This window comes from Streptomyces sp. NPDC016459 (assembly GCF_040632845.1).
Taxonomy (GTDB): domain Bacteria; phylum Actinomycetota; class Actinomycetes; order Streptomycetales; family Streptomycetaceae; genus Streptomyces.
Window position 1 is genome coordinate 270,951 of record NZ_JBEYCR010000002.1, and the last position, 21,946, is coordinate 292,896.

Sequence of the window (21,946 nt, forward strand, 5' to 3'; positions counted from 1 at the left end):
GGCAGCAGGACCAGTCCGGGGCGACCCGACGAGGGGTGTCCCGGGGGTAAGCAGTGGCGCGACTGTACCCGGCGGTATGCGCAACCGACAATCTTCGAAGGGGTTTGCGGCCGCAGGAAACGGGCAATCGACCGTGTTTCGCCAGCTCACGGGCAGAGCTTTGGCCTTGTGTTCGACGGACGTTCGAAGAACGGAGTCGGAGTGTCACGCCACGGAGCTGGCGCCGGGCTCCTCCGCGCCGGCCGCCCGGCCCTCCGGCCCACCCGCGTCGAGGGCCTCCAGGACCCCGGCGGCCACCGTCGGGTGCACCGGCAGCGCGAGATGGCCGATCCCGCTGACCCGGACGTTGTGCACGAGGAGATCGGTGTGATCGAGACGGGCCGTCTCCACCGGCACCATCACCTGGTCGAGATCGCTCCAGAAGCTGACGAACCGCGTCCGGCAGCCCGGCGCGGGCCCGGCGAGCTCCCGCAGCACCTCCGAACCGGGCCGCATCTGCCGCACCAGCGGGTGGGCGTCGGCGAGCGGGGCCACGGTGGTGCCCGCGTGCGGGGTGCCGAGCATGACCAGGGTGCGCACCCGGCTGTCACCACCGAGACGCTGTACGTAATAACGGGCGATGAGTCCGCCCAGGCTGTGCCCGACGATGTCGACCTCGGCGTGCCCCGTACGGGCGCGGATCTCGTCCACCCGTCGGCCGAGCACCTCGGCGGCGGTCCGCAGGTCGCAGGTGAGCGGGGAGTAGTTGAGCGACTCGACACAGTCACGGCCGTGCCGGGTCAGCGCGCGGCGCAGCAGGACGAAGACCGAGCGGTTGTCCATGTACCCGTGCAGGAGGATCACCGGGCGGCGGCCCGGGGCGATCGTCTTCGGCGGAGGGGACGGCGCGAGGCGCTCGGCCAATACCCCGGACGGGTACAGGACGAGATGTCCGGTGAGGATCGCGAGCTCCAGGGCCGTGGCCCGCATCAGGGCGGTGACCTTGGTGAACTCCATGGCCGACCTCCCGAACGGTGCGCGGGGCCGGACGGAACGCCCGGTGCGCCGTGCCTCCGCGCCGCACGGACGGCGGCGCGGAGGCACGGCGGACCTCATCGCGGCTCCCTTCGCGGTGGGCCCCGCTTGCGGCTGGTGGGCCCCGGTGAGGGCCCGAAAGCGGGGAACGCCGCGGAGCGAACATGTCCCACGTGTGATTTCCCCCTCGCTCGCCTCCGCGAAACAGTCGGGTACGGGATGCTGGAGATAACGTTCGTTCACGTCCCCGGCAATCAGGCGCGGGGGTCGCATGTGGAGGCAGTCATGGGTGTGAGCGGTCCGATCCGCGTGGTGGTCGCCAAGCCGGGTCTCGACGGTCATGATCGCGGGGCCAAGGTGATCGCGCGGGCACTCCGCGACGCCGGCATGGAGGTCATCTACACCGGACTCCACCAGACGCCGGAGCAGATCGTCGACACCGCGATCCAGGAGGACGCCGACGCGATCGGCCTCTCGATCCTCTCCGGGGCGCACAACACGCTGTTCGTGAAGGTCCTGGAGCTGCTCAAGGACCGCGACGCGGAGGACATCAAGGTCTTCGGCGGCGGCATCATCCCGGACGCGGACATCGCGCCGCTCAAGGACAAGGGCGTGGCCGAGATCTTCACGCCGGGCGCGACGACGACGGCGATCGTCGACTGGGTCAACGCGAACGTCCGCGTGGCCGCGTAACGCGGTCCGCACGTCACGCGTCACCCGGCACCCGGCACGCGTCACCCGGCACCCGTCACGTCGGCTTGCCGCAAGGGCCCTCCCCGCCCCGGGAGGGCCTTTCGCCGGGTCAGGGGTGCGGCGGTACGGCGGGCGGGCGCGGCTCCGGGACTTCCCGTGGTTCCGTGAGTTCGGCTCTCATCGCCGCGCGCAGGCGAAGCGTGGAGACCAGCCGCTGGAAGGCCTCGGACCAGTAGCCGCCCGCGCCGGGAGCGATGTCCTCCGCCTCGTCAGGGCGGGCCGTCAGCGCTTCCAGCTGCAGTGCCGCCTCCGGGGCGAGGCAGCGTTCCGCGAGGCCCATCACCCCGCTGAAGCTCCAGGGGTAACTGCCCGCGTCACGCGCGATGTCGAGGGCGTCGATCACGGCCCCGCCGAGCGGCTCCGCCCACGGCACCTCGCAGACACCGAGCAGCTGGAACGCCTCCGACAGACCGTGGGCCGCGATGAACGAGGCGACCCACAGCGCCCGCTCGGCCGGGGGCAGCGTCGACAGGAGCTGGGCCCGCTCGGCAAGCGACGAGGTGCCGGGACCCGTCGCGGGCGGGGTCGCGGGGGAGCCGAGCAGCGCGCGCGACCAGGCGGCGTCCCGCTGCCGCACGGCCGCACGGCACCAGGCCGCGTGCAGCTCACCCTGCCAGTCGTCGGCGACCGGGAGCGTCACGATCTCCTCCGGGCCGCGCCCCCCGAACCTGGGCGGCCAGCAGGACAGCGGAGCGGCCTCGACGAGCTGGCCGAGCCACCAGGACCGCTCGCCCCGCCCCGCCGGAGGCGTCGCAGTGAGACCGTCCCGCTGCATGGCCGTGTCGCACTCGTGCGGGGCCTCCACGGTGATCGTCGGCGACTGCGCCGTCCGGTCGAGGCCGACGCACGAGACCGCCCGGCCCGCCATCCGGCCCGCGAGGGCGGAGTTCGGCAGGGCGGAGAGCAGCTCGGCGGCGGTGGCGCGGACGTTGCGGCTGCGGTCGCCGAGTGCCGCCTCCAGGAACGGTTCGTCCGCGTCGGAGAGTCCGGTCCGCAGCGAGTCGAGGAACATCAGTCGGTCCTCCGCCCGCTCGGCGGACCACGTGGACGCGAGGAGGGCGCGTCCGGCCACCGGGTCGGCCGTCCGTACGACGGCGAGCAGGGTGACCCGCTCCGCGAACAGGCCCTCGTCCCACAGCGCCCGCACGCCCTCCTGGTCGTCGGGGGCCGGGAGGGAACCGCCCGCGCCCGCACCCCGGAGGGCGAACCTCCAGTCAGGGTTGAGCCGGGCGAGCCACAGCCCGCGCGGCCCGGCGAGACGGAGGGCCTGAGGCCGCAGGTCGGTGCGGGCCCGGGCGGCGTCGAGGAGGGCGGGCAGGGCGGCGGCGGGCGCCCTGTACCCCCGCTCGCCGGCCATGGCCAGCCACTGCGGGAGCAGTTCGGCCAGGTCGGGAGCTGCCCCGCGCCGCCCGGCGGGCGAGGGCGCGGTCCGGCCGGCGAGCAACTGGTCGAGCCGGCGCCGGGCCGCCTCGGGCAGCGGTTCGCGCGGGTCCTCGGGGGCGGGCTCCGGCGGCGGGGCGGCGGGCCCGGGGCGCAGCCCGGCCCTGCGCCGTACGGTGTGCAGCGCGGCGGCGTCGAGCAGGGCGCCCGGCAGGTCCGGGCCGGCCACCCCGGAGAGTGCGGTGGGCGCCCTCCGGTCCGTACCGAGCAGCGCGGAGGTGACGAGCTCCTCCCAGGCGCCGTCCGCGCTGCCACCTTCGATGTCGATGTCGCTGCCCCTGCTGTCGCCGCTGTCGTCGCCGCTGCCGTCGCCAAGGCCGCTGTCCCTGCTGCTGCCACTGCCGTTGTCAGCGCCGATGTCGCCGTCGCCGTGGCGGCCGGTGCCACCGCCGCCGATGTCGCCGTCGCGGCCGACGGTGAGAACGGGGGTCGTGTCCTTCTGCACCGGTCCTCCGGGCGGGTTGTGGGCCGTGGGCGGGGTCATATGAGCGGGACCGTCTCCCCCGGGGACTCCGGGGACCAGGCGGCGAGCGGGGTGAATCCCCGGTGCCCGCACTCCCCGAAGACAGTGACCGGGCCGCCGCCGGACAGGGCGACGAGGCGCCAGAGCGAGGAGCGGGACTGGGCGACGGGCGTCAGCGGCAGGGCCTCCCGGCCGTCCGCGTCGGCGAGCTGCCAGCCGTACTCCGCGCGCGCGGGCACGACCTCGCGCAGCGTCACGGGCCAGGAGTCCAGCCAGGGGTCCTCGCTCAGCGCACGGCCGTACGCGTCGAGGGCCTCGCCCACCGGGCCGCCCGGCGGCGGGGACGCGGGGCCGGTGACCGGGACGAACTCCTCACCCGGCTCCGCCCGCAGCCGACCGGAGCCCGCGTGCGGGGTGACCTCACCGTCGAGCACCTTGCCGACCGGGAGTGCCAGTTGAGGAGGCCGGCCCGCCGCGCCGAAGGAGAGCAGCAGCGCCGTCCGCCCGCTCGTCGTGCCGTGCAGCCAGATGCGCCGGGTCGTCAGCCGGGCGTCGGCCGCGTCGTACTGCGCGAGGACGAGCCAGTGGTCGCGCACCGGGGCGCCGGCGGCCGGGGCGGGGAGGCCGACCCGGGTCCGTACGGTCGTCGCGAAGGGGGCGGGCAGCCGGTCGGCGGCCAGCCAGGCGCGGTCGAGGAGGTGGGTCAGCGCACACTCCTCCAGGAGCCGCACCGGCCAGCCGGGCCCCGAACCCGGTAGGGATCCCAACTCCCTGACCCGTCCGGCGAGTCCCGGCGCCTGGGCGTCGATCATGCGGGCTGCCGTCTCCTCCCACCACCCGTACCCGGTGTGCTCGGCCGTGGCGAGACCGCCGCGCAGCAGATCGGTGAGCCGCTGCTCCAACTCCTGTGCGCCCGAGGTGATCCGTGCGGCTCTGCGCTCCGCCCTGCGGCGGGCCGCCTCGGGGTCCGCCGGGCCTTCGGGGGTGTCGCGCCCGGCGGGTCGGGCCGTGCCCCGGGGGCGGTCGCGCCGCGCGGTGAGCCAGGGCGCGGCCCAGTCGGGCACGGCGGAGTCCTCGAAGGGCGCCCCGTCCGCCGCCTGGAGCAGCAACAGGCCGAGCGCGTGCTTGCAGGGGAACTTGCGGCTCGGGCAACTGCACGTGTATGCCGGGCCCGTGGTGTCGACGACCGTCCGGTACGGCGAGCTGCCGCTGCCCTTGCACAGGCCCCACACCGCGCCCCCGTCGCAGCCCGTGCCGGACCACGGCCCGGCCGTGCCGAGCCTGCTTCCCGCTCTGCGCGAGGCGTCGTCAGGAGCCAGTGCCAGCACCTGCTCGGCCGTCATGCGCACCCCCATGGCATTCATGTCCCCGACGGTAGAGGCCACCACTGACAACGCGGCTGGCCTGGGGAGTTACGGGGTGCGTGGTGCGGGCAGGCAATTTGACTTTACTGTTCCTTTACGGTTCCCTGCCCGGACCGATCGATCCGATTACGCGTCCAGGGGGACCCCCATGAAGCGCACCGCCCGCACCGCCGTCTCGGCCCTCGCCCTCGCCGGCCTCGCACTCGGCCTCGGCGCCTGTTCGGAGGCCGCACAGAAGGCCGCCGACCAGGTCGACAAGTCAGTGACGGAGTCCTACGAGGTCACCTACGAGGTCACGGGCACGGGAATCGAGTCCATCGAATACCACGCCGGCGACGGCACCGCGATGGAGCCGAAGGTCGAGTCGGAGAAGAAGCCGACCACGCCGTGGAAGAAGACGGTGAAGCTCCGGGGCATCATGCCGGCGGCCGTCATGCCGGTCTCCCTCACCCCCGCCGACCTCACCTGCAAGGTCATCTACCAGGGCAAGGTCATCAAGGAGGCCAAGGCCGAGCAGGCGATGGCGGGCGGCTGCGTCGCCGTCTCCCCGGTCGCGGGCTGACCCCCGGTCGCGGGGGTGACCCCTGGTCACCCCCGGCCGCTCCGCGGTGAGCTGACCCTTCCTCACCTTGTCGAGCGCCTCCGACCAGCGCGGACATCCCGTTGTCAGTGGCATGGTGCACGGTGGATCACACAGCAGGTCGAACGATCTGGAGGGGGATCCATGCCCGTGCCCGAAACCATCGCGCAGCCCGGTTCCGGTGTCGAGACGGACACCGGACCGGGGCAGCCGACCGCCGTGACCGAGGTCCTGCGGCCGCACGCGGAGCACGCCTTCGCCGACGAACTCACCGCTCTCGGCGCGGCCGACGACCGGCCCCGCCCCGCCCGCTGGCGCCTCTCGCCGTGGGCGGTCGCCACCTACCTCCTCGGCGGCACCCTCCGCGACGGCACGGTGATCACACCCAAGTACGTGGGCCCGCGCCGCATCGTGGAAGTCGCCGTCACCACCCTCGCCACCGACCGGGCGCTGCTCCTCCTCGGCGTGCCCGGCACCGCCAAGACCTGGGTCTCCGAGCACCTCGCCGCCGCCGTCAGCGGAGACTCCACCCTCCTCGTCCAGGGCACCGCCGGCACCCCCGAGGAGGCCGTCCGCTACGGCTGGAACTACGCCCGGCTCCTCGCCCACGGCCCCAGCCGGGACGCCCTCGTGCCGAGCCCCGTGATGCGGGCGATGTCGCAGGGCATGACCGCCCGGATCGAAGAGCTCACCCGGATGCCCGCCGACGTCCAGGACACGCTCATCACGATCCTGTCCGAGAAGACCCTCCCCGTGCCCGAGCTGGGCCAGGAGGTGCAGGCCGTCCCCGGTTTCAACCTGATCGCCACGGCCAACGACCGCGACCGCGGTGTCAACGAACTCTCCAGCGCGCTCCGCCGGCGCTTCAACACGGTCGTCCTGCCGCTGCCCGCGACCCCCGAGGCGGAGGTCGACATCGTCGCCCGCCGCGTCGAGCAGCTCGGGCGGTCCCTGGAGCTGCCGGCCGCCCCCGACGGCGTCGACGAGATCCGCCGGGTCGTCACCGTCTTCCGCGAGCTGCGCGACGGGGTCACCACCGACGGCCGTACCAGGGTCAAGTCCCCCTCGGGGACGCTCTCGACCGCCGAGGCCATCTCCGTCGTCACGGGCGGCCTCGCCCTCGCCGCACACTTCGGCGACGGCGTCCTGCGCCCCTCGGACATCGCGGCCGGCATCCTCGGCGCGGTCGTCCGGGACCCCGCGGCCGACCGCGTCGTCTGGCAGGAGTACCTGGAGACGGTGGTCAGGGAGAGAGACGGCTGGAAGGACTTCTACCGCGCCTGCCGCGAGGTGAGCGTATGACGCCCGCCACCACGGCCCGGCGCGGCGGACCGCTCCTCCTCGGGGTACGGCACCACGGGCCCGGGTCGGCGCGGGGTGTGCGGGCCGCCCTGGACGCCGAGCAGCCGGCCGTGGTGCTCGTCGAGGGTCCCGCCGAGGCCGACGCCCTCGTGACCCTCGCGGGGGACCCCGACATGCGGCCGCCCGTCGCGCTGCTCGCGCACGCCGTGGACGACCCGGGGCGGGCCGCGTTCTGGCCGATGGCCGAGTTCTCGCCCGAGTGGGTCGCGATCCGCTGGGCCCTCGACCGGGGTGCCGCCGTCCGGTTCGTCGACCTGCCCGCCGCACACACCCTCGCCGCCTCCGATCCCACCTGGGACGACAGCGAGGACGAGGTCGCCGGCGACCCGCGGATCGACCCGGTCGCCGAACTCGCCGCGGCCGCGGGGGCGGCCGGGCAGGAGGGCGCCGAGCGTTGGTGGGAGGACGTCGTCGAACTGCGCGGTGACGGCGACCCCACCGCCCCGTTCGAGGCCCTCGCCGAGGCCATGGGCGCCCTCCGCGACGCGTACGGACACGGCGGTCACCCCCGCGACCTCGTCCGCGAGGCGCACATGCGGATCCAGCTCCGCGTCGCGCGCAAGGAGTTCGGGGACGCCGTCGCCGTCGTCTGCGGCGCCTGGCACGTCCCCGCCCTCACCGTGAGGACGACCGTCGCCGCCGACCGGGCCCTGCTCAGGGGCCTGCCCAAGGTGAGGACCGAGACGACCTGGGTCCCCTGGACCCACCGCAGGCTCGCCCGCCGCTCGGGATACGGAGCGGGGATCGACTCGCCCGGCTGGTACGCGCACCTCTTCACCGCCCCCGACCGGCCCGTCGAGCGCTGGATGACCAAGGTCGCCGGACTCCTCAGGGCCGAGGACCACCCCGTCTCCTCCGCCCACGTCATCGAGGCCGTCCGGCTCGCCGACACCCTCGCCGCCCTGCGCGGCCGGCCCCGGCCCGGCCTCGACGAGACGACCGACGCCGTCCGCGCCGTCCTCTGCGAAGGCTCCGACGTGCCGCTCGCCCTCGTCAGGGACCGCCTCGTCATCGGCGACGTCCTCGGTGAGGTCCCCGCCGGCGCACCCGCCGTCCCGCTGCAACGCGACCTGACCCGCCGCCAGCGCACCCTGCGCCTCAAGCCCGAGGCCGCCGAGCGCGCGCTCGAACTCGACCTCCGCAAGGAGACGGACGGCAACCGCAGCCGGCTGCTGCACCGGCTGCGGCTCCTCGGCGTCCACTGGGGCGAACCGGCCGAGGGACGCGCCGGCACCGGCACCTTCCGGGAGACCTGGCGGCTGCGCTGGCAGCCCGAGCTGCACGTCCAGGTGGCGGAGGCCGGCGTCTGGGGCACCACCGTCGAGACCGCCGCCACCGCCAGAGCCCGCTCACGGGCCCTGGCGTCGACCGCCCTCTCCGACATCACCGGTCTGGCCGAGCAGTGCCTCCTCGCCGGGCTCACCGACGCGCTGCCCCTCGTGATGCGGGCGCTCGCCGACCGGGCCGCGCTCGACACCGACGTCACCCACCTCGCCCAGGCTCTCCCGGCCCTCGCCCGTTCCCTGCGCTACGGCGACGTCCGGGGCACCGACACAGCGGCCCTCGCGGAGGTCGCCACCGGCCTCGCGGAACGGATCTGCGTCGGCCTGCCGCCCGCCTGCGCCGGCCTCGACACCGACGCGGCCGCCGCCATGCGCGAGCGGATCGACGCGGTCCACCAGGCCATCGGCCTGCTGCCGGGCGCGGCTTCGACGGCCGACCGCTGGGCCGGCGTCCTGCGCCGGCTCGCCGACCGCGACCGGATCCCCGGCCTCCTGAGGGGCCGCGCCGCCCGGCTCCTCCTGGACGAGGGCCGGATCCCCGACGCCGAGGCCGCCCTGCTCATGGGCCGCGCCCTCTCCCCAGGCACCCCGCCGCCCGACGCCGCCGCCTGGATCGACGGCTTCGTCGGCGGCGCCTCCGGCGGCGGACTGCTCCTCGTCCACGACGAGCGGCTCCTCGGCCTGGTCGACACCTGGCTCACCGGCGTACCGGCCGAAGCGTTCACCGACGTCCTGCCGCTGCTGCGCCGCACCTTCTCCGCGTACGAGCCGGGAGTGCGCCGCACCCTCGGGGAGCTGGTCGCCCGGGGCCCCGGGACCGGCGGCGCCGGACACACCACACCCGGCGTCCCCGGCTTCGCCCCCACCTCCGACCCGGACCGGGCGGACGCCGTCCTTCCCCTCCTCCACCTCGTCCTCGGCCCGGAGGTCATGGCATGAGCACCGACGTGAACCGGCGGACCCCGGCGGACGACGAGCGGGTGCGCCGCTGGCGTCTCGTCCTGGGCGGCGGCGAGGCCGACGGCACCGGCCGCGTGCTCACCGGCACCGACGCCGCCATGGACGGAGCCCTCACCGCGCTCTACGGCCGCACGAGCCGGACCGACCCCGCCGGGCAGGACCGCACCGGGCGGGACCGTACCGGCCGGGACCGCTCGGCCGGACTCGGCGCATCGGCGCCGTCCGTCGTCCGCTGGCTCGGCGACATCCGGACGTACTTCCCCAGCTCCGTCGTCCAGGTCATGCAGCGCGACGCGATCGACCGCCTCGGCCTGGCGACCCTCCTCCTGGAGCCGGAGATGCTGGATGCCGTCGAGGCGGACGTGCACCTGGTCGGCACCCTGCTCTCCCTTCACAAGGCCATGCCCGAGACGACCAGGGAGACCGCGCGGGCCGTCGTGCGCAAGGTCGTCGACGACCTGGAGAAGCGCCTCGCCACCCGCACCCGCGCGACCCTCACCGGCGCCCTCGACCGCTCCGCCCGGATCAGCCGGCCCCGCCACCGGGACATCGACTGGGACCGCACGATCCGCGCCAACCTCACGCACTACCTGCCCGAGCACGGCACGGTCGTCCCCGAGCGGCTCATCGGGCACGGGCGCGCCTCCCGGGGGGTACGGAAGGAGGTCGTGCTCTGCGTCGACCAGTCCGGCTCCATGGCCGCCTCCGTCGTCCACGCCTCCGTCTTCGGGGCGGTGCTCGCCTCCATGCGGTCGATCGCCACGCGGCTCGTCGTCTTCGACACCGCCGTCGTGGACCTGACCGACCGGCTCGACGACCCCGTCGACGTCCTCTTCGGCACCCAGCTCGGCGGCGGCACCGACATCAACCGCGCTCTCGCCCACTGCCAGTCGAAGATCACCCGCCCGGCCGACACCGTCGTCGTCCTCATCAGCGACCTGTACGAGGGGGGCATCCGCGACGAGATGCTGAAGCGGGTAGCGGCGATGAAGGCCTCGGGCGTCCAGTTCGTCGCGCTGCTCGCCCTCTCCGACGAGGGCGCCCCGGCCTACGACCGCGACCACGCGGCGGCGCTCGGCGCACTCGGCGTCCCGGCCTTCGCCTGCACGCCCGACCTCTTCCCCGAGGTCATGGCGGCGGCCCTGGAGAAGCGCCCCCTGCCGATACCCGCCGACTGACGCGGGGCCGGGTCCTGGCGACGACTCCCGCGGTGCGGAATCCGTCGCCCGAGGACGACCCGCACGGGTGCCGCGCCCCGACTGAGGCCCACATCACACCCGCGTACGAAGGCACCTCACCCCTTCGCGCCGCGCACGGTGAGGTGCCGAAAGGTCAAGCGCCGCCTACGGCGAGCACCGCACGTCCCCACCCCTCGACCCCTACCGAGGGCCTCCTGGCCCCTACGATCTGTGACCCGTATCACCGCTCGGTAGTGACCTGCGATTTAGGGACCCACGTCCCACGGCGATAACCTGCGAGACGGACATGCCGCGTCCACGGACACCGTGTACGCCTCCCTTGTGACAGATGCAGTCACGTTGCCCTCCGCGGCACGCCCACGCAGAAAACGAACCGCGATCATCAGAAAAGGGACGGACGCGCGTGGACCTGTTCGAGTACCAGGCGAGGGACCTCTTCGCCAAGCACGGTGTACCGGTGCTGGCCGGTGAAGTCATCGACACGCCTGAGGCGGCGCGCGAGGCCACCGAGCGTCTTGGCGGCAAGTCGGTCGTCAAGGCGCAGGTGAAGGTCGGTGGCCGAGGCAAGGCCGGCGGCGTCAAGCTGGCCGCGACCCCGGACGAGGCGGTCGCCCGGGCGACCGACATCCTCGGCATGGACATCAAGGGCCACACGGTCCACAAGGTGATGATCGCCGAGCTGTCCCCGGAGATCGAGGCGGAGTACTACGTCTCGTACCTCCTCGACCGCACCAACCGCACCTTCCTCGCCATGGCGTCGGTGCAGGGCGGCATGGACATCGAGGAGGTCGCGGAGAAGACCCCCGAGGCCCTCGCGAAGGTCCCGGTCAACGCCGTCGAAGGCGTGAACATCGAGAAGGCCCGCGAGATCGTGGCCCTGGCGAAGTTCCCGGCCGATGTGGCCGAGGGTGTCGCCGAGGCCCTGGTGACCCTGTGGGACACCTTCGTCGCCGAGGACGCGCTCCTCGTCGAGGTCAACCCGCTGGTGAAGACCAAGGACGGCCGCATCCTGGCCCTGGACGGCAAGGTGTCTCTCGACGAGAACGCCGACTTCCGTCAGCCCGGGCACGAGGCGCTCGAGGACAAGGCCGCAGCCAACCCGCTCGAGGCTGCCGCCAAGGCCAAGAACCTCAACTACGTCAAGCTCGAGGGCGAGGTCGGCATCATCGGTAACGGTGCCGGTCTGGTCATGTCGACCCTGGACGTCGTCGCGTACGCCGGTGAGAACCACGGCGGCGTGAAGCCGGCCAACTTCCTCGACATCGGTGGCGGCGCCTCCGCCGAGGTCATGGCGAACGGCCTGGAGATCATCCTCGGCGACCCGGACGTCAAGTCCGTGTTCGTCAACGTCTTCGGTGGCATCACCGCCTGTGACGAGGTCGCCAACGGCATCGTCCAGGCCCTGGAGCTCCTCGCCTCCAAGGGCGAAGAGGTCACCAAGCCGCTGGTCGTGCGCCTCGACGGCAACAACGCGGAGCTGGGTCGCAAGATCCTGTCGGACGCGAACCACCCGCTCGTGCAGCGCGTGGACACCATGGACGGCGCGGCCGACAAGGCCGCCGAGCTCGCGGCTGCGAAGTAAGGGACGAGGTCAGAACACCATGGCTATCTTCCTGACCAAGGACAGCAAGGTCATCGTCCAGGGCATGACCGGTGCCACGGGCATGAAGCACACCAAGCTCATGCTGGGTGACGGCACCAACATCGTCGGCGGCGTGAACCCGCGCAAGGCCGGCACGTCCGTCGACTTCGACGGCACCGAGGTCCCGGTCTTCGGCTCCGTCGCCGAGGCGATGAAGGAGACCGGCGCCAACGTCTCGGTCCTCTTCGTCCCGCCGGCCTTCGCGAAGGCCGCCGTGGTCGAGGCGATCGACGCCGAGATCCCGCTGGCCGTCGTCATCACCGAGGGCATCGCCGTCCACGACTCCGCCGCCTTCTGGGCGTACGCGCAGTCGAAGGGCAACAAGACCCGCATCATCGGCCCGAACTGCCCCGGTCTCATCACCCCGGGCCAGTCCAACGCCGGCATCATCCCGGGCGACATCACGAAGCCGGGCCGCATCGGCCTGGTCTCGAAGTCCGGCACGCTGACGTACCAGATGATGTACGAGCTCCGTGACATCGGCTTCTCGTCCGCCGTCGGCATCGGTGGCGACCCGGTCATCGGCACCACGCACATCGACGCCCTCGCGGCGTTCGAGGCGGACCCCGACACCGACCTGATCGTCATGATCGGGGAGATCGGCGGCGACGCCGAGGAGCGTGCGGCCGACTTCATCAAGGCCAACGTCACCAAGCCGGTCGTCGGCTACGTCGCGGGCTTCACCGCGCCCGAGGGCAAGACCATGGGCCACGCCGGCGCCATCGTCTCCGGCTCCTCCGGCACCGCCCAGGCGAAGAAGGAGGCCCTTGAGGCCGCGGGCGTCAAGGTCGGCAAGACGCCGACCGAGACGGCCAAGCTGGCGCGCGCCATCCTCGCGGGCTGACTCCCGCGACAGGCGACAGCTGTACGAGAGGGCCCCGCCCCCGCCCGGTCACCCGGACGGAGGGCGGGGCCCTCTCGCGTACGGCGGCTCCTACTCGGCCGAAGGGATGAGCCGCTCGGGTCCCGGGTTCGGCTCGGCGCGCAGCCGGTCGCGCAGTTCCAGGTCCTCCGGGCGGAGCTGCTGCGGGCCGCCGCGCACGGGAACGCCGTTGACGGTCTCGCCGGGGGCGTACACCGGGATGTACCGGGTCGGCGCCGTGACCGCCGTGACGCCGGTGACCCCGATGAGGACCGCGGTCACGCCGAGCACCGCGCGGGTCCAGGTGCGGGTCCGCCGTTCGCTGCCCGTCCGGACCGAGCGGGCCACCGGAAGAGTGGCCGTCGGCGCCTCGGTGACCAGCGCGCCGAGTTGCCGGTGCAGGGCCTCGGGTTCGGCGAGCTCGGGGATCCGCCGCCCGAGGACCGTACGGGCGTGCAGCAGCCGGTTGGCGGCGGCGGGGGTGCTCGCCTCCGTCTCGGCCGCCGTCTCCGGCAGGTCGAGGCCGAGCCCTTCGTAGAGCAGGACGGTACGGCGGTACGGCGGCGGCAGTTCGAGGAGCGCGCTCAGCAGCGCCCTGCGGTTCGCGTCGGTCGGCGGGGCGTCCGGGTGCCTGTGCGCGCGGCGCAGCCGGTGCCAGGGGGAGAGGGCGTACTCGTACGCGGTCGCCCGCACCCAGCCCACCGGGTCCGCGTCGACGGCGACCTCGGGCCAGCGCTGCCAGGCGCGGTGGAAGGCGTACTCGACGGCCTCGCGGGACAGCCGGCGGCGGCCGGTCAGCAGGTACGTCTGGTGGACGAGGCCGGGTGCGGTGTGCGCGTACAGCTCGTCGAAGGCCTCCTCCGGTGTGAGGCTCGACACGGCGGCCGACTGCTCGGGCTCCGGGGCCGGAGCCTGCGTCGCCACTGGTTTCAGACGCTCCTGCGGCCTCGTGGTGCCCTTGCGCGGGCCCTTCGGCGGCTTGGCGGCCTGCTTGGCGGCGGTCCTGGGCCGGGTGGACGCCGACGCCGGCGTCCGAGCCGAAGCCGGAGCCGGAGCCGGAGCCGTGACCGGAGCCGTGACCGGAGCCGGAGCCCGAGCCGTGGCCGAAGCCGCAGCCGTGGCTGGAGCCGTGGCCAGGGGAGACGGCGTGTGCGACCGGGCCTCCGGCCGGGCCTGGGTCTGCGGCCGGTCCCGGGTCTCCGGTTCGACCTGCGCCTGCGCCTCCGCGGGTGCCTGTACCTGTGCTTGGGCCGTCGTCGTCCGGGGCGGCGAGGGCGCGCCGGTCGGCTCGGGTGAGCCGAGCAGCTTCGCGTACGCCTCGCGCTTGCGGCCCCGTGGCGACGAGCGCCCGGTCTCCCACGCTCTGACCGTGGCCCTGGTGACGCCCATGGCCTCGGCGACCTGCTCCTCGCTCAGGGCGAGGGCCTCGCGCAACCTGCGCCGCTCCTTCGGGGTCGGCAGGGTGACGGAGGATGCGGAATGCGCGCTGCTCGGGCTCATCGGCGTCGACCTCCCGCAGAGCTGCTGTGGGCGGAAAAGTACATAAACGTATCTTGAGCGACACAACGGAGGTTTGCCTGTTACGCGGCGAAAGCGCGTGTCGTTGGGAGCATGGCCCCGTGACCCATGTGACCGAGCACCCCCTGGTTCAGGGCGGCCGTTCCGCCGCGCTCGCCGCCGCCTGCGTCCGGGGCGGGGTCGCCGCCGGACTCGGCCTCGGCGCGCTCGCGGTCCTGGTGGTCGCGGGCTGGATCAGCTCCCCGTACCCCGACAGCGGCCCCGGGGACACCCTCCACCTGGCGGCCGGGCTCTGGCTGCTCGCCCACGGCGTGGACCTGGTCCGTACGGACACCCTGTCCGGCCTGCCCGCGCCCCTCGGCGTCGTCCCGCTGCTCCTGACCGCCCTGCCCGTCTGGCTCCTCCACCGGGCCGCCCGCGACACCCTCGAAGCCCGCCACACCCTCGACACGGATGACACGGCCGACCGGTCGCGGCCCTCCGCGAGCGCCGCCGTCGCCGCCGTGGCCGGGGGGTATCTGCTGGTCGCCGGGGTGGTCGTGGTCTACGGCGAGAGCGGTCCGCTGCCCGCCGACCTGATCACGGCCGGGTTCTGGCTGCCCGCCGTCGTCGTGGGCGCGGCGGGCGCGGGGGTCTGGACGGCACTGGGCCGCCCGTGGCCCCGACAGCGCCAGGCGGCCGCCGCGCTGCGAGCGGCGGGGCTGGGGCTCGTGACGCTGCTCGGCGGCGGCGCGGTGGCGGCGGCGGTGTCGCTGGCCTGGCACGCGGGCGAGGCGCAGGCCGCGTACGCGGGCATCGCGGGGGAGTGGTCCGGGCGGCTGGCGGTGCTGCTGCTCGTCCTCGCGCTGCTGCCGAACATGGCCGTGTGGGGGGCCGCGTACGGCCTCGGGCCGGGCTTCACCCTCGGTACGGGCGCGCTCGCGACCCCGCTGGGCCTCGACGGGGATCCGGCGGTGCCGCCCTTCCCGCTCCTGGCCGCGTTGCCCGCCGAGGGGCGGGGCGACTGGATCCACTGGGCGGTGGCGGCGGCCCCGCTGGCTGCGGCCCTGGTCCAGGGCCATCGGGTGGGCCGCTCGGCGAGGATCTGGGCGGCCCGGGACACGGCGCTCACGGCGCTGGGCGTGGCCTGGGCGTGCGGGACGGCGGTGGCGGTCCTTGCGGCGGCCGCGGGTGGCCCGCTCGGCAGCGGCCGGCTCTCGGCGTTCGGCCCGGTGTGGTGGCAGGCCGGGGCGGCGACGGTCCTGTGGGGTGCCTGCGTGGGTGTGCCGGTGGCCTTGGGCGTACGGGCCTGGGGCCGCCGCGCCCTCCGCCCGAAGCCCCTGCCGGTGCCGGTGCCCTCGGGGGGTGTACGGGCCCGGGTCCGCCGTACCCTCCGCCCGAAGCCCCTGCCGGTGACGGAACCGTCGGGGGGTGTACGGGTCTGGGCCCGCCGTACCCTCCGGTCGAAGCCCCTGCCCCCGCCGGTGCCCTACGCCCCGTCCGGTTCGGGAGCGCCGGGCGCGGGTGCCGCCCCGGCGGCGTCGAACGGCCCGACGGCCGGTCTCGGCCCCGCGTCCGGGCTCGGCCGCCTCTCCGGGCGTCTCACCGGCCCCCTCCGCCTCGGCCGCCCCGCTCGGCCCGCCGGGGACGGCGGGCCGAAGCCCGGTCCGGGACGGACCGAGACCGCCGGTCCGGGCTCTGGCCCCGTACCCCCGTCCGTTCCCGACCCGTCGACCGCGGAAGATACGCGACCGGGCGTCCCTCCGGGACCCGCCCGGCCCGCTCCGGCCTCGGGCCCCCCGCCCACGGCGGCCCCCACCGCCCGGTCCGGCTCCGAGCTGGGGCTCGATGACGACCCCTACGGCGACTCCGCGTTCGAGCCGTACGACTACCTCCCGGCAGCCTGGGAATCCACCCCGCCCCCGGACGGCTACCGCTAGGACCTGCCCTACTCCCGCACCCCGAAGCCCGCGCGCAGCGGCTTCGGGAGGAGGTCGTTGCAGGCCAGCTCGCCGGCGTGGGTGAGGGCGTCGTCGCGGCACTCGTAGAAGTCGCTGTAGACGAGCTGCATGGTGAAGCCGACCGCGACGATCATCAGGGCCACGCTCGCCGCGACCAGACCGCTGATCGCGGCCGTGCGCATCGAGCGGAGCGGGGCCGCCGTGGCGCCCTGCCCCGACGGCCGTCCCGAGGGCTGGGACGTCGGCGTGGGCGCCGGCTGTGATGTCGGCGACGCCTCCCTCACCGGCTTCTGCTTGTCGCGCAGGGAGCTGATCGCCCAGTAGAGACCCAGGGCGCCGAGGAGCAGCGCCAGTTCCGGGATCTCGAAGATGGCGAAGAAGAAGGCCCACATGCCCGCGAGGATCGCGTACCGCGCGCGCCGCTGCGCCGGGTCCTTCGGGTCCCAGCGGGGCCCCTGGCGGCCGCCCTGGCCACCGCCGCCCTGACCTGGCCCGCCCTCCGGGCCGCCCTGGTCGCCTCCCTGGCGCTCGGGCCCCCGGCCGAAGCCGTCGTCGGAGCGGCCCGGCTGGCGCGGGCTCCAGCGGCCGTCGGACGGCCCCGGCGAGTCCGGGGCCCCGGACGCTTCGTCGCCCGAACCCTCCGGTCGCCGCGGCTGCCACGGCTGATCCGGCCGGCCCTCGGGCGGCGGTGCGAACGGGTTGTTGTCGTCCGTGGACTGGCGTTCCGGCATCTGCTGAACGTCTTCCCTCTGTCGTCAGGACCACGGCCGCACCCGTGGTCTCCGCTGCTGTCTCGTCCGCCGCTGTCTGCCGATCGTGCAGATCGTCAGGCGTCGGACCCTGACGCTACCGCCCTGCTCCGCCCCCGTCCCGTGGGGGCCGCCCGGTGTGCCGGTATCGTTGCTGACGGTCGAGCCATTCGTAGGGTTCCCCGTATCGAGCGGCACGATTCGTTCGTACGACCGCACAAACACCACGGAAAGAGTGACCCAGTGGCTGCCGCCCGCCTCGTCGTCCTGGTCTCCGGTTCCGGTACCAATCTGCAGGCCCTCCTCGACGGCATCGCCGCGGACCCCGGATTCGGCGCGGAGATCGTCGCCGTCGGTGCCGACCGCGACGGCATCGCCGGTCTGGAGCGCGCCGAGCGCGCGGGGCTGCCCACCTTCGTCTGCCGGGTCAAGGACCACGCCACCCGCGGGGAGTGGGACCGGGCGCTGGCCGAGGCGACCGCCGCGTACGAGCCGGATCTCGTCGTCTCGGCCGGGTTCATGAAGATCGTCGGCAAGGAGTTCCTCGCCCGCTTCGGCGGCCGGGTCGTCAACACCCACCCGGCCCTGCTGCCCAGTTTTCCCGGTGCCCACGGGGTGCGTGACGCCCTCGCCTACGGCGCGAAGGTCACCGGGTGCACCGTCCACTTCGTCGACGACGGTGTCGACACCGGCCCGATCATCGCCCAGGGCGTGGTCGAGGTGCGGGAGACGGACGATGAAGCCGCTCTGCACGAGCGCATCAAGGAAGTCGAGCGCTCGCTGCTCGTCGACGTCGTGGGGCGTCTCGCCCGGCACGGCTACCGCATTGAGGGACGAAAGGTTCATGTCGGTGAACACGGACACCGTTAAGCCCATCCGCCGCGCGCTGGTCAGCGTCTACGACAAGACGGGGCTCGAAGAGCTGGCCCGCGGTCTGCACGAGGCCGGTGTCGAGCTCGTCTCCACCGGCTCCACGGCCGGGAAGATCGCCGCTGCCGGGGTGCCGGTCACCAAGGTCGAGGAGCTGACCGGCTTCCCCGAGTGCCTGGACGGCCGCGTCAAGACCCTCCACCCGCGCGTGCACGCCGGCATCCTCGCCGACCTGCGCCTGGAGTCGCACCGCGAGCAGCTCGCCGAGCTGGGCGTGGAGCCCTTCGACCTGGTGGTCGTGAACCTGTACCCGTTCCGGGAGACGGTCGCCTCCGGCGCCACCCCGGACGAGTGTGTCGAGCAGATCGACATCGGCGGCCCGTCCATGGTCCGCGCCGCGGCCAAGAACCACCCGTCGGTCGCCATCGTGACCAGCCCCGGGCGGTACGCCGACGTGCTCGCCGCCGTCAAGGCCGGCGGCTTCGACCTGACCGCCCGCAAGCGGCTCGCCGCCGAGGCCTTCCAGCACACCGCCGCGTACGACGTGGCCGTCGCCTCCTGGTTCGCGGCGGACTACGCCGCCGCCGACGAGTCCGGCTTCCCCGACTTCCTGGGCGCCACCTACGAGCGGAACAACGTCCTGCGCTACGGCGAGAACCCGCACCAGGGGGCCGCGCTCTACGTCGACGGCACGGGCGGCCTCGCGGAGGCCGAGCAGCTGCACGGCAAGGAGATGTCGTACAACAACTACACGGACACCGACGCCGCGCGCCGGGCCGCGTACGACCACACCGAGCCCTGCGTCGCGATCATCAAGCACGCCAACCCGTGCGGCATCGCGATCGGCGCCGACGTCGCCGAGGCCCACCGCAAGGCGCACGCCTGCGACCCGCTGTCCGCGTTCGGCGGCGTCATCGCCGTCAACCGCCCGGTGTCGGTCGAGCTGGCCGAGCAGGTCGCGGAGATCTTCACCGAGGTCATCGTCGCCCCCGGCTACGAGGACGGCGCGGTCGAGATCCTCGCCAGGAAGAAGAACATCCGCGTCCTGCGCGCCGAGGGCGCCCCGGCCAACCCGGTCGAGGTCAAGCCGATCGACGGTGGCGCGCTGCTCCAGGTCACCGACCGCCTCCAGGCCGAGGGTGACGACCCGGCGAACTGGACCCTGGCGACCGGCGAGGCCCTGTCCGCCGCCGAACTCGCCGAGCTCGCCTTCGCCTGGAAGGCCTGCCGCGCGGTGAAGTCCAACGCGATCCTGCTCTCCAAGGACGGCGCCTCGGTCGGCGTCGGCATGGGCCAGGTCAACCGCGTCGACTCCGCGAAGCTCGCCGTCGAGCGCGCGGGCGAGGAGCGGGCGGCCGGCGCCTACGCCGCCTCGGACGCCTTCTTCCCCTTCCCCGACGGCCTGGAGATCCTCACCGCGGCCGGCGTGAAGGCGGTCGTGCAGCCCGGCGGCTCGATGCGGGACGAGCTGGTCGTGGAGGCCGCGAAGAAGGCCGGCGTGACGATGTACTTCACGGGTACGCGCCACTTCTTCCACTGAGCCGTACGGACAGGGGACGGCCCGCCGGTACCCGGGAGGTACCGGCGGGCCGCCGCCTTTCGCGGCCCGCGGCGCCGATCCGCCGATCGGGTGGACTCTGGTCTAATGGGTTGCTCTTTTGTCGACCACCGGTAGTGGGGGCGTGGTGTTGGACGTACAGAACAGGTCCGCCGAGGAGGCCGCCACCGGCACTCCGGGCGCCACCGGCACTCCGGACGCCACCGCGACCGAGGCGCCCGACGGCCTCTCCCCGGCCCCGCTCCGCCCGTACCTGATCCTCGCGGCCGTCCTGTGCGGTCTGTACTTCCTCTATTCCTGGGTGCAGTACACGCACTTCCGCACCCCGTCGTGGGACCTCGGGATCTTCGGGCAGTCCGTCCGGGCGTACGCCGAGTTCCGCGCCCCCGTCGTCGACATCAAGGGCCCCGGCTTCCACATACTCGGCGACCACTTCAGCCCCGTCACCGCGCTGCTCGCACCGCTCTACTGGATCTGGCCCTCGCCGGTCGCACTGCTCTTCGGCCAGGCCGCGCTGTTCGCCTCCGGCGCCGTCGTCGTGGGCCGCACCACCCAGCAGGTCCTCGGCAGCCGGGCCGCGGGCATCGGGCTCGCCGTCGCGTACGGGCTCTCCTGGGGGCTCCAGGAGGCGGTCAAGTCCGACTTCCACGAGATCGCCTTCGCCGTCCCGATGCTCGCCCTGACCTGCCGGGCCCTGATCCTCGGGCGCTGGATCGCGGCCGTCGCCTGGTCCGCACCCCTCGTTCTGGTCAAGGAGGACATGGGCCTCACCGTCTCCATGGTGGGCGTGGTCCTCTTCGTGAAGGGACAGAAGCGGCTCGGCGCGGCCCTGGCCGGCTTCGGCGCGGCGGCCTTCGCCCTGACCGTCCTGGTCCTGATCCCGGCGGCGAGCCGGGTCGGCGAGTACGACTACTGGTCCAAGATCGAGAAGACCGGGGAGGGCACCGAGACCTCCTTCGGCCAGGTCGTCGGTGACGCCCTCACCTCCGGCGAGCGCTGGGAGATGGTGCTCTTCCTGCTCGCGATCACCGGCTTCCTCGCCCTGCGCTCTCCGCTGGTCCTGCTCGTCCTGCCCACGCTCGGCTGGCGCTTCCTCTCCCAGGACGCCAACCACTGGGGCATGCACTGGCACTACAGCGCGATCCTCATGCCGGTCGTCTTCCTGGCCCTGGTGGACGGCGTCCGCTCGGTGCGCACCTCCCCGCGCGCGTGGCTCGTCTCGTACGGGAAGGTCGTCGTCCCGGTCGCGACGGCGGTGGCGCTCGTCCTCGCCGCGAACCTGCCGCTGCGGGAGCTCCTGACGTCGGAGACGTACCGGACGGACACCCGGACCGAGCAGGCGCGGGCGGCGGTGGCCGCGGTGCCGGAGGGTGCGAGCGTGGAGGCGGACGTCTCGCTCCTCGCGCACCTCACGGCGGACCACCGGGTCTACTGGGTGGGCACGTCGAAGGGCGCCACCCCGGACTACCTCGCGTATGACCTGCGCGGCTGGTCGCAGCAGGGGTCGGACCCGCTGCAGCTGGCTTCGCAACTGCATCCGGAGGCGACGTACGAGATCACGTACCGCTCGGACGGCTTCGCCGTCCTCAGGCGGGTGTGACGCGGGAACGACCGGGGGCCTGGCTCCGTACGGAACCAGGCCCCCGGTCGTTCGGGCTCAGTACTGCTGCTTGTTGCGGTTGAACCAGGCCGCGCCGTCCGACTTCGCCAGGAAGACGATGATCAGGATGCCGAGGACCAGGCTCACGAGGCCGAGGGGCAGCGAGAAGATGCTGAACAGCACGGTGACCGAGGCGTAGACGATGGTGCCGATCCGGACGCCGTTGCCGCCGGAGCGGAACTTGGCGGCCAGCAGCATGCCGACGACGCCGATGATCAGCGAGATGACGCCGATGGCGATCAGGACGCCCTGGCCGAAGTCGGCGAAGGCCTGGGCGTCGGCGGACGAGGCGCCCGACTTCTCCAGCTCGCTGTCGATCGCGAAGGACATGCCGATCACGACGAGGGCGCCGAGGACGTTGAAGGCGCCGAGGATCCACATCATCACGCGCGCGGCCTTCACACCGCCCGACATCTCCGTGACCGCGCCCGGGTAGCCACCGCCGCCGTACGGGGAGACCGGCGGAGCGGCCGGGTAGCCGTACCCGCCCTGCTGCGGCGGCACGCCCTGGGGGGCCTGCTGCGGGTAGCCGTAACCGGGCTGCTGGCCCTGGCCCTGGCCCTGTCCCTGCGGCTGGCCGTAGGGGTTGTTCGGGTCACCGAAGCTCATCGCGGGTTTCCTCCGTGAAATTTCTCTGTGCGGGGACGACGCGGCCCGCGCGGAGGACTCTTCACGGTATGTGAGCGGACTCCCCCCGGCACTTTCCGCGGTACTTCGCGGATCATCGTG

At 73.7% G+C, this 21,946-nt stretch carries 17 protein-coding genes; 11 read left to right on the plus strand and 6 right to left on the minus strand.

Features of this window, described 5'->3' with window-relative positions:
* Positions 1–204: 204 nt before the first annotated feature.
* On the minus strand, positions 205–996 hold the full coding sequence (locus ABZ567_RS06860) for an alpha/beta fold hydrolase (protein WP_360785442.1): 792 nt from the start codon (positions 994–996) through the stop codon (positions 205–207).
* A 303-nt stretch (positions 997–1,299) separates the two neighbouring features.
* Between ABZ567_RS06860 and ABZ567_RS06865 the strand changes: the two genes are divergently transcribed.
* Positions 1,300–1,707, plus strand: a complete 408-nt coding sequence (locus tag ABZ567_RS06865) for a cobalamin B12-binding domain-containing protein (protein ID WP_360785443.1) — start codon at positions 1,300–1,302, stop codon at positions 1,705–1,707.
* A 109-nt stretch (positions 1,708–1,816) separates the two neighbouring features.
* Here the strand turns inward: ABZ567_RS06865 and ABZ567_RS06870 are convergent, their stop codons facing one another.
* Together ABZ567_RS06870 and ABZ567_RS06875 are read right to left on the minus strand one after the other, a co-directional pair.
* Entirely contained in the window at positions 1,817–3,691 is a 1,875-nt protein-coding gene (locus ABZ567_RS06870) for a DUF5691 domain-containing protein (protein WP_360785445.1), read from the minus strand.
* Positions 3,688–5,034, minus strand: a complete 1,347-nt coding sequence (locus tag ABZ567_RS06875; protein ID WP_360785446.1) for an SWIM zinc finger family protein — start codon at positions 5,032–5,034, stop codon at positions 3,688–3,690. Before ABZ567_RS06875 ends, ABZ567_RS06870 begins: the two co-directional genes overlap by 4 nt.
* Before the next feature lie 148 nt (positions 5,035–5,182).
* On the opposite strand from ABZ567_RS06875, the gene ABZ567_RS06880 reads away from it, so the two are divergent.
* The 6 genes from ABZ567_RS06880 to sucD all read left to right on the plus strand — a co-directional run bounded on the left by ABZ567_RS06880 (position 5,183) and on the right by sucD (position 12,904).
* Positions 5,183–5,596 (plus strand): hypothetical protein, encoded by a 414-nt coding sequence (locus tag ABZ567_RS06880; protein WP_360785448.1) that lies wholly within the window; start codon positions 5,183–5,185, stop codon positions 5,594–5,596.
* A gap of 162 nt (positions 5,597–5,758) precedes the next feature.
* The gene (locus ABZ567_RS06885) at positions 5,759–6,916 is read left to right on the plus strand and encodes an AAA family ATPase (protein WP_360785450.1); all 1,158 of its coding nucleotides are present in this window, start codon (positions 5,759–5,761) and stop codon (positions 6,914–6,916) included.
* Positions 6,913–9,198: a DUF5682 family protein gene (locus tag ABZ567_RS06890; protein WP_360785452.1), complete on the plus strand. Its 2,286-nt coding sequence runs from the start codon at positions 6,913–6,915 to the stop codon at positions 9,196–9,198. Before ABZ567_RS06885 ends, ABZ567_RS06890 begins: the two co-directional genes overlap by 4 nt.
* Complete coding sequence (locus ABZ567_RS06895; RefSeq protein ID WP_360785454.1) at positions 9,195–10,397, plus strand: VWA domain-containing protein; 1,203 nt, start codon at positions 9,195–9,197, stop codon at positions 10,395–10,397. The genes ABZ567_RS06890 and ABZ567_RS06895 overlap by 4 nt, the downstream gene beginning before the upstream one ends.
* A gap of 424 nt (positions 10,398–10,821) precedes the next feature.
* A complete protein-coding gene (sucC, locus tag ABZ567_RS06900; protein WP_360785456.1) occupies positions 10,822–12,000 on the plus strand; it encodes an ADP-forming succinate--CoA ligase subunit beta in 1,179 nt (392 codons plus the stop codon).
* Between the two features lie 19 nt (positions 12,001–12,019).
* Positions 12,020–12,904, plus strand: a complete 885-nt coding sequence (gene sucD, locus ABZ567_RS06905) for a succinate--CoA ligase subunit alpha (protein WP_055641765.1) — start codon at positions 12,020–12,022, stop codon at positions 12,902–12,904.
* A gap of 90 nt (positions 12,905–12,994) precedes the next feature.
* Here the strand turns inward: sucD and ABZ567_RS06910 are convergent, their stop codons facing one another.
* Complete coding sequence (locus ABZ567_RS06910) at positions 12,995–14,422, minus strand: sigma factor-like helix-turn-helix DNA-binding protein (RefSeq protein ID WP_360785458.1); 1,428 nt, start codon at positions 14,420–14,422, stop codon at positions 12,995–12,997.
* A gap of 119 nt (positions 14,423–14,541) precedes the next feature.
* On the opposite strand from ABZ567_RS06910, the gene ABZ567_RS06915 reads away from it, so the two are divergent.
* Positions 14,542–16,359 carry a DUF6350 family protein gene (locus ABZ567_RS06915; RefSeq protein WP_360785460.1) on the plus strand — a complete coding sequence of 606 codons (1,818 nt, stop codon included), beginning with the start codon at positions 14,542–14,544 and terminating at the stop codon, positions 16,357–16,359.
* An 8-nt stretch (positions 16,360–16,367) separates the two neighbouring features.
* On the opposite strand, the gene ABZ567_RS06920 is transcribed toward ABZ567_RS06915, so the two are convergent.
* Positions 16,368–17,111 carry a hypothetical protein gene (locus ABZ567_RS06920; protein WP_360785462.1) on the minus strand — a complete coding sequence of 248 codons (744 nt, stop codon included), beginning with the start codon at positions 17,109–17,111 and terminating at the stop codon, positions 16,368–16,370.
* Between the two features lie 261 nt (positions 17,112–17,372).
* Between ABZ567_RS06920 and purN the strand changes: the two genes are divergently transcribed.
* From purN to ABZ567_RS06935, 3 genes are all read left to right on the plus strand, one after another.
* Complete coding sequence (gene purN, locus ABZ567_RS06925; protein WP_360785464.1) at positions 17,373–17,999, plus strand: phosphoribosylglycinamide formyltransferase; 627 nt, start codon at positions 17,373–17,375, stop codon at positions 17,997–17,999.
* A complete protein-coding gene (purH, locus tag ABZ567_RS06930) occupies positions 17,974–19,539 on the plus strand; it encodes a bifunctional phosphoribosylaminoimidazolecarboxamide formyltransferase/IMP cyclohydrolase (RefSeq protein ID WP_360785465.1) in 1,566 nt (521 codons plus the stop codon). The genes purN and purH overlap by 26 nt, the downstream gene beginning before the upstream one ends.
* A gap of 145 nt (positions 19,540–19,684) precedes the next feature.
* The gene (locus ABZ567_RS06935) at positions 19,685–21,157 is read left to right on the plus strand and encodes a DUF2079 domain-containing protein (RefSeq protein ID WP_360786494.1); all 1,473 of its coding nucleotides are present in this window, start codon (positions 19,685–19,687) and stop codon (positions 21,155–21,157) included.
* Between the two features lie 57 nt (positions 21,158–21,214).
* Here the strand turns inward: ABZ567_RS06935 and ABZ567_RS06940 are convergent, their stop codons facing one another.
* A complete protein-coding gene (locus ABZ567_RS06940) occupies positions 21,215–21,826 on the minus strand; it encodes a hypothetical protein (RefSeq protein ID WP_360785467.1) in 612 nt (203 codons plus the stop codon).
* Positions 21,827–21,946 lie beyond the last annotated feature (120 nt).

Excerpts from the sequence above, each read along its gene's own strand:
- ABZ567_RS06880 (WP_360785448.1), top strand. The coding sequence starts at position 5,183 with ATGAAGCGCACCGCCCGCACCGCCGTCTCGGCCCTCGCCCTCGCCGGC.
- ABZ567_RS06910 (WP_360785458.1), bottom strand. The coding sequence starts at position 14,422 with ATGAGCCCGAGCAGCGCGCATTCCGCATCCTCCGTCACCCTGCCGACC.
- ABZ567_RS06865 (WP_360785443.1), top strand. The coding sequence starts at position 1,300 with ATGGGTGTGAGCGGTCCGATCCGCGTGGTGGTCGCCAAGCCGGGTCTC.
- purH (WP_360785465.1), top strand. The coding sequence starts at position 17,974 with ATGTCGGTGAACACGGACACCGTTAAGCCCATCCGCCGCGCGCTGGTC.
- ABZ567_RS06890 (WP_360785452.1), top strand. The coding sequence starts at position 6,913 with ATGACGCCCGCCACCACGGCCCGGCGCGGCGGACCGCTCCTCCTCGGG.
- ABZ567_RS06895 (WP_360785454.1), top strand. The coding sequence starts at position 9,195 with ATGAGCACCGACGTGAACCGGCGGACCCCGGCGGACGACGAGCGGGTG.
- ABZ567_RS06870 (WP_360785445.1), bottom strand. The coding sequence starts at position 3,691 with ATGACCCCGCCCACGGCCCACAACCCGCCCGGAGGACCGGTGCAGAAG.
- ABZ567_RS06885 (WP_360785450.1), top strand. The coding sequence starts at position 5,759 with ATGCCCGTGCCCGAAACCATCGCGCAGCCCGGTTCCGGTGTCGAGACG.
- ABZ567_RS06940 (WP_360785467.1), bottom strand. The coding sequence starts at position 21,826 with ATGAGCTTCGGTGACCCGAACAACCCCTACGGCCAGCCGCAGGGACAG.
- ABZ567_RS06920 (WP_360785462.1), bottom strand. The coding sequence starts at position 17,111 with ATGCCGGAACGCCAGTCCACGGACGACAACAACCCGTTCGCACCGCCG.
- sucD (WP_055641765.1), top strand. The coding sequence starts at position 12,020 with ATGGCTATCTTCCTGACCAAGGACAGCAAGGTCATCGTCCAGGGCATG.
- ABZ567_RS06875 (WP_360785446.1), bottom strand. The coding sequence starts at position 5,034 with ATGAATGCCATGGGGGTGCGCATGACGGCCGAGCAGGTGCTGGCACTG.
- ABZ567_RS06860 (WP_360785442.1), bottom strand. The coding sequence starts at position 996 with ATGGAGTTCACCAAGGTCACCGCCCTGATGCGGGCCACGGCCCTGGAG.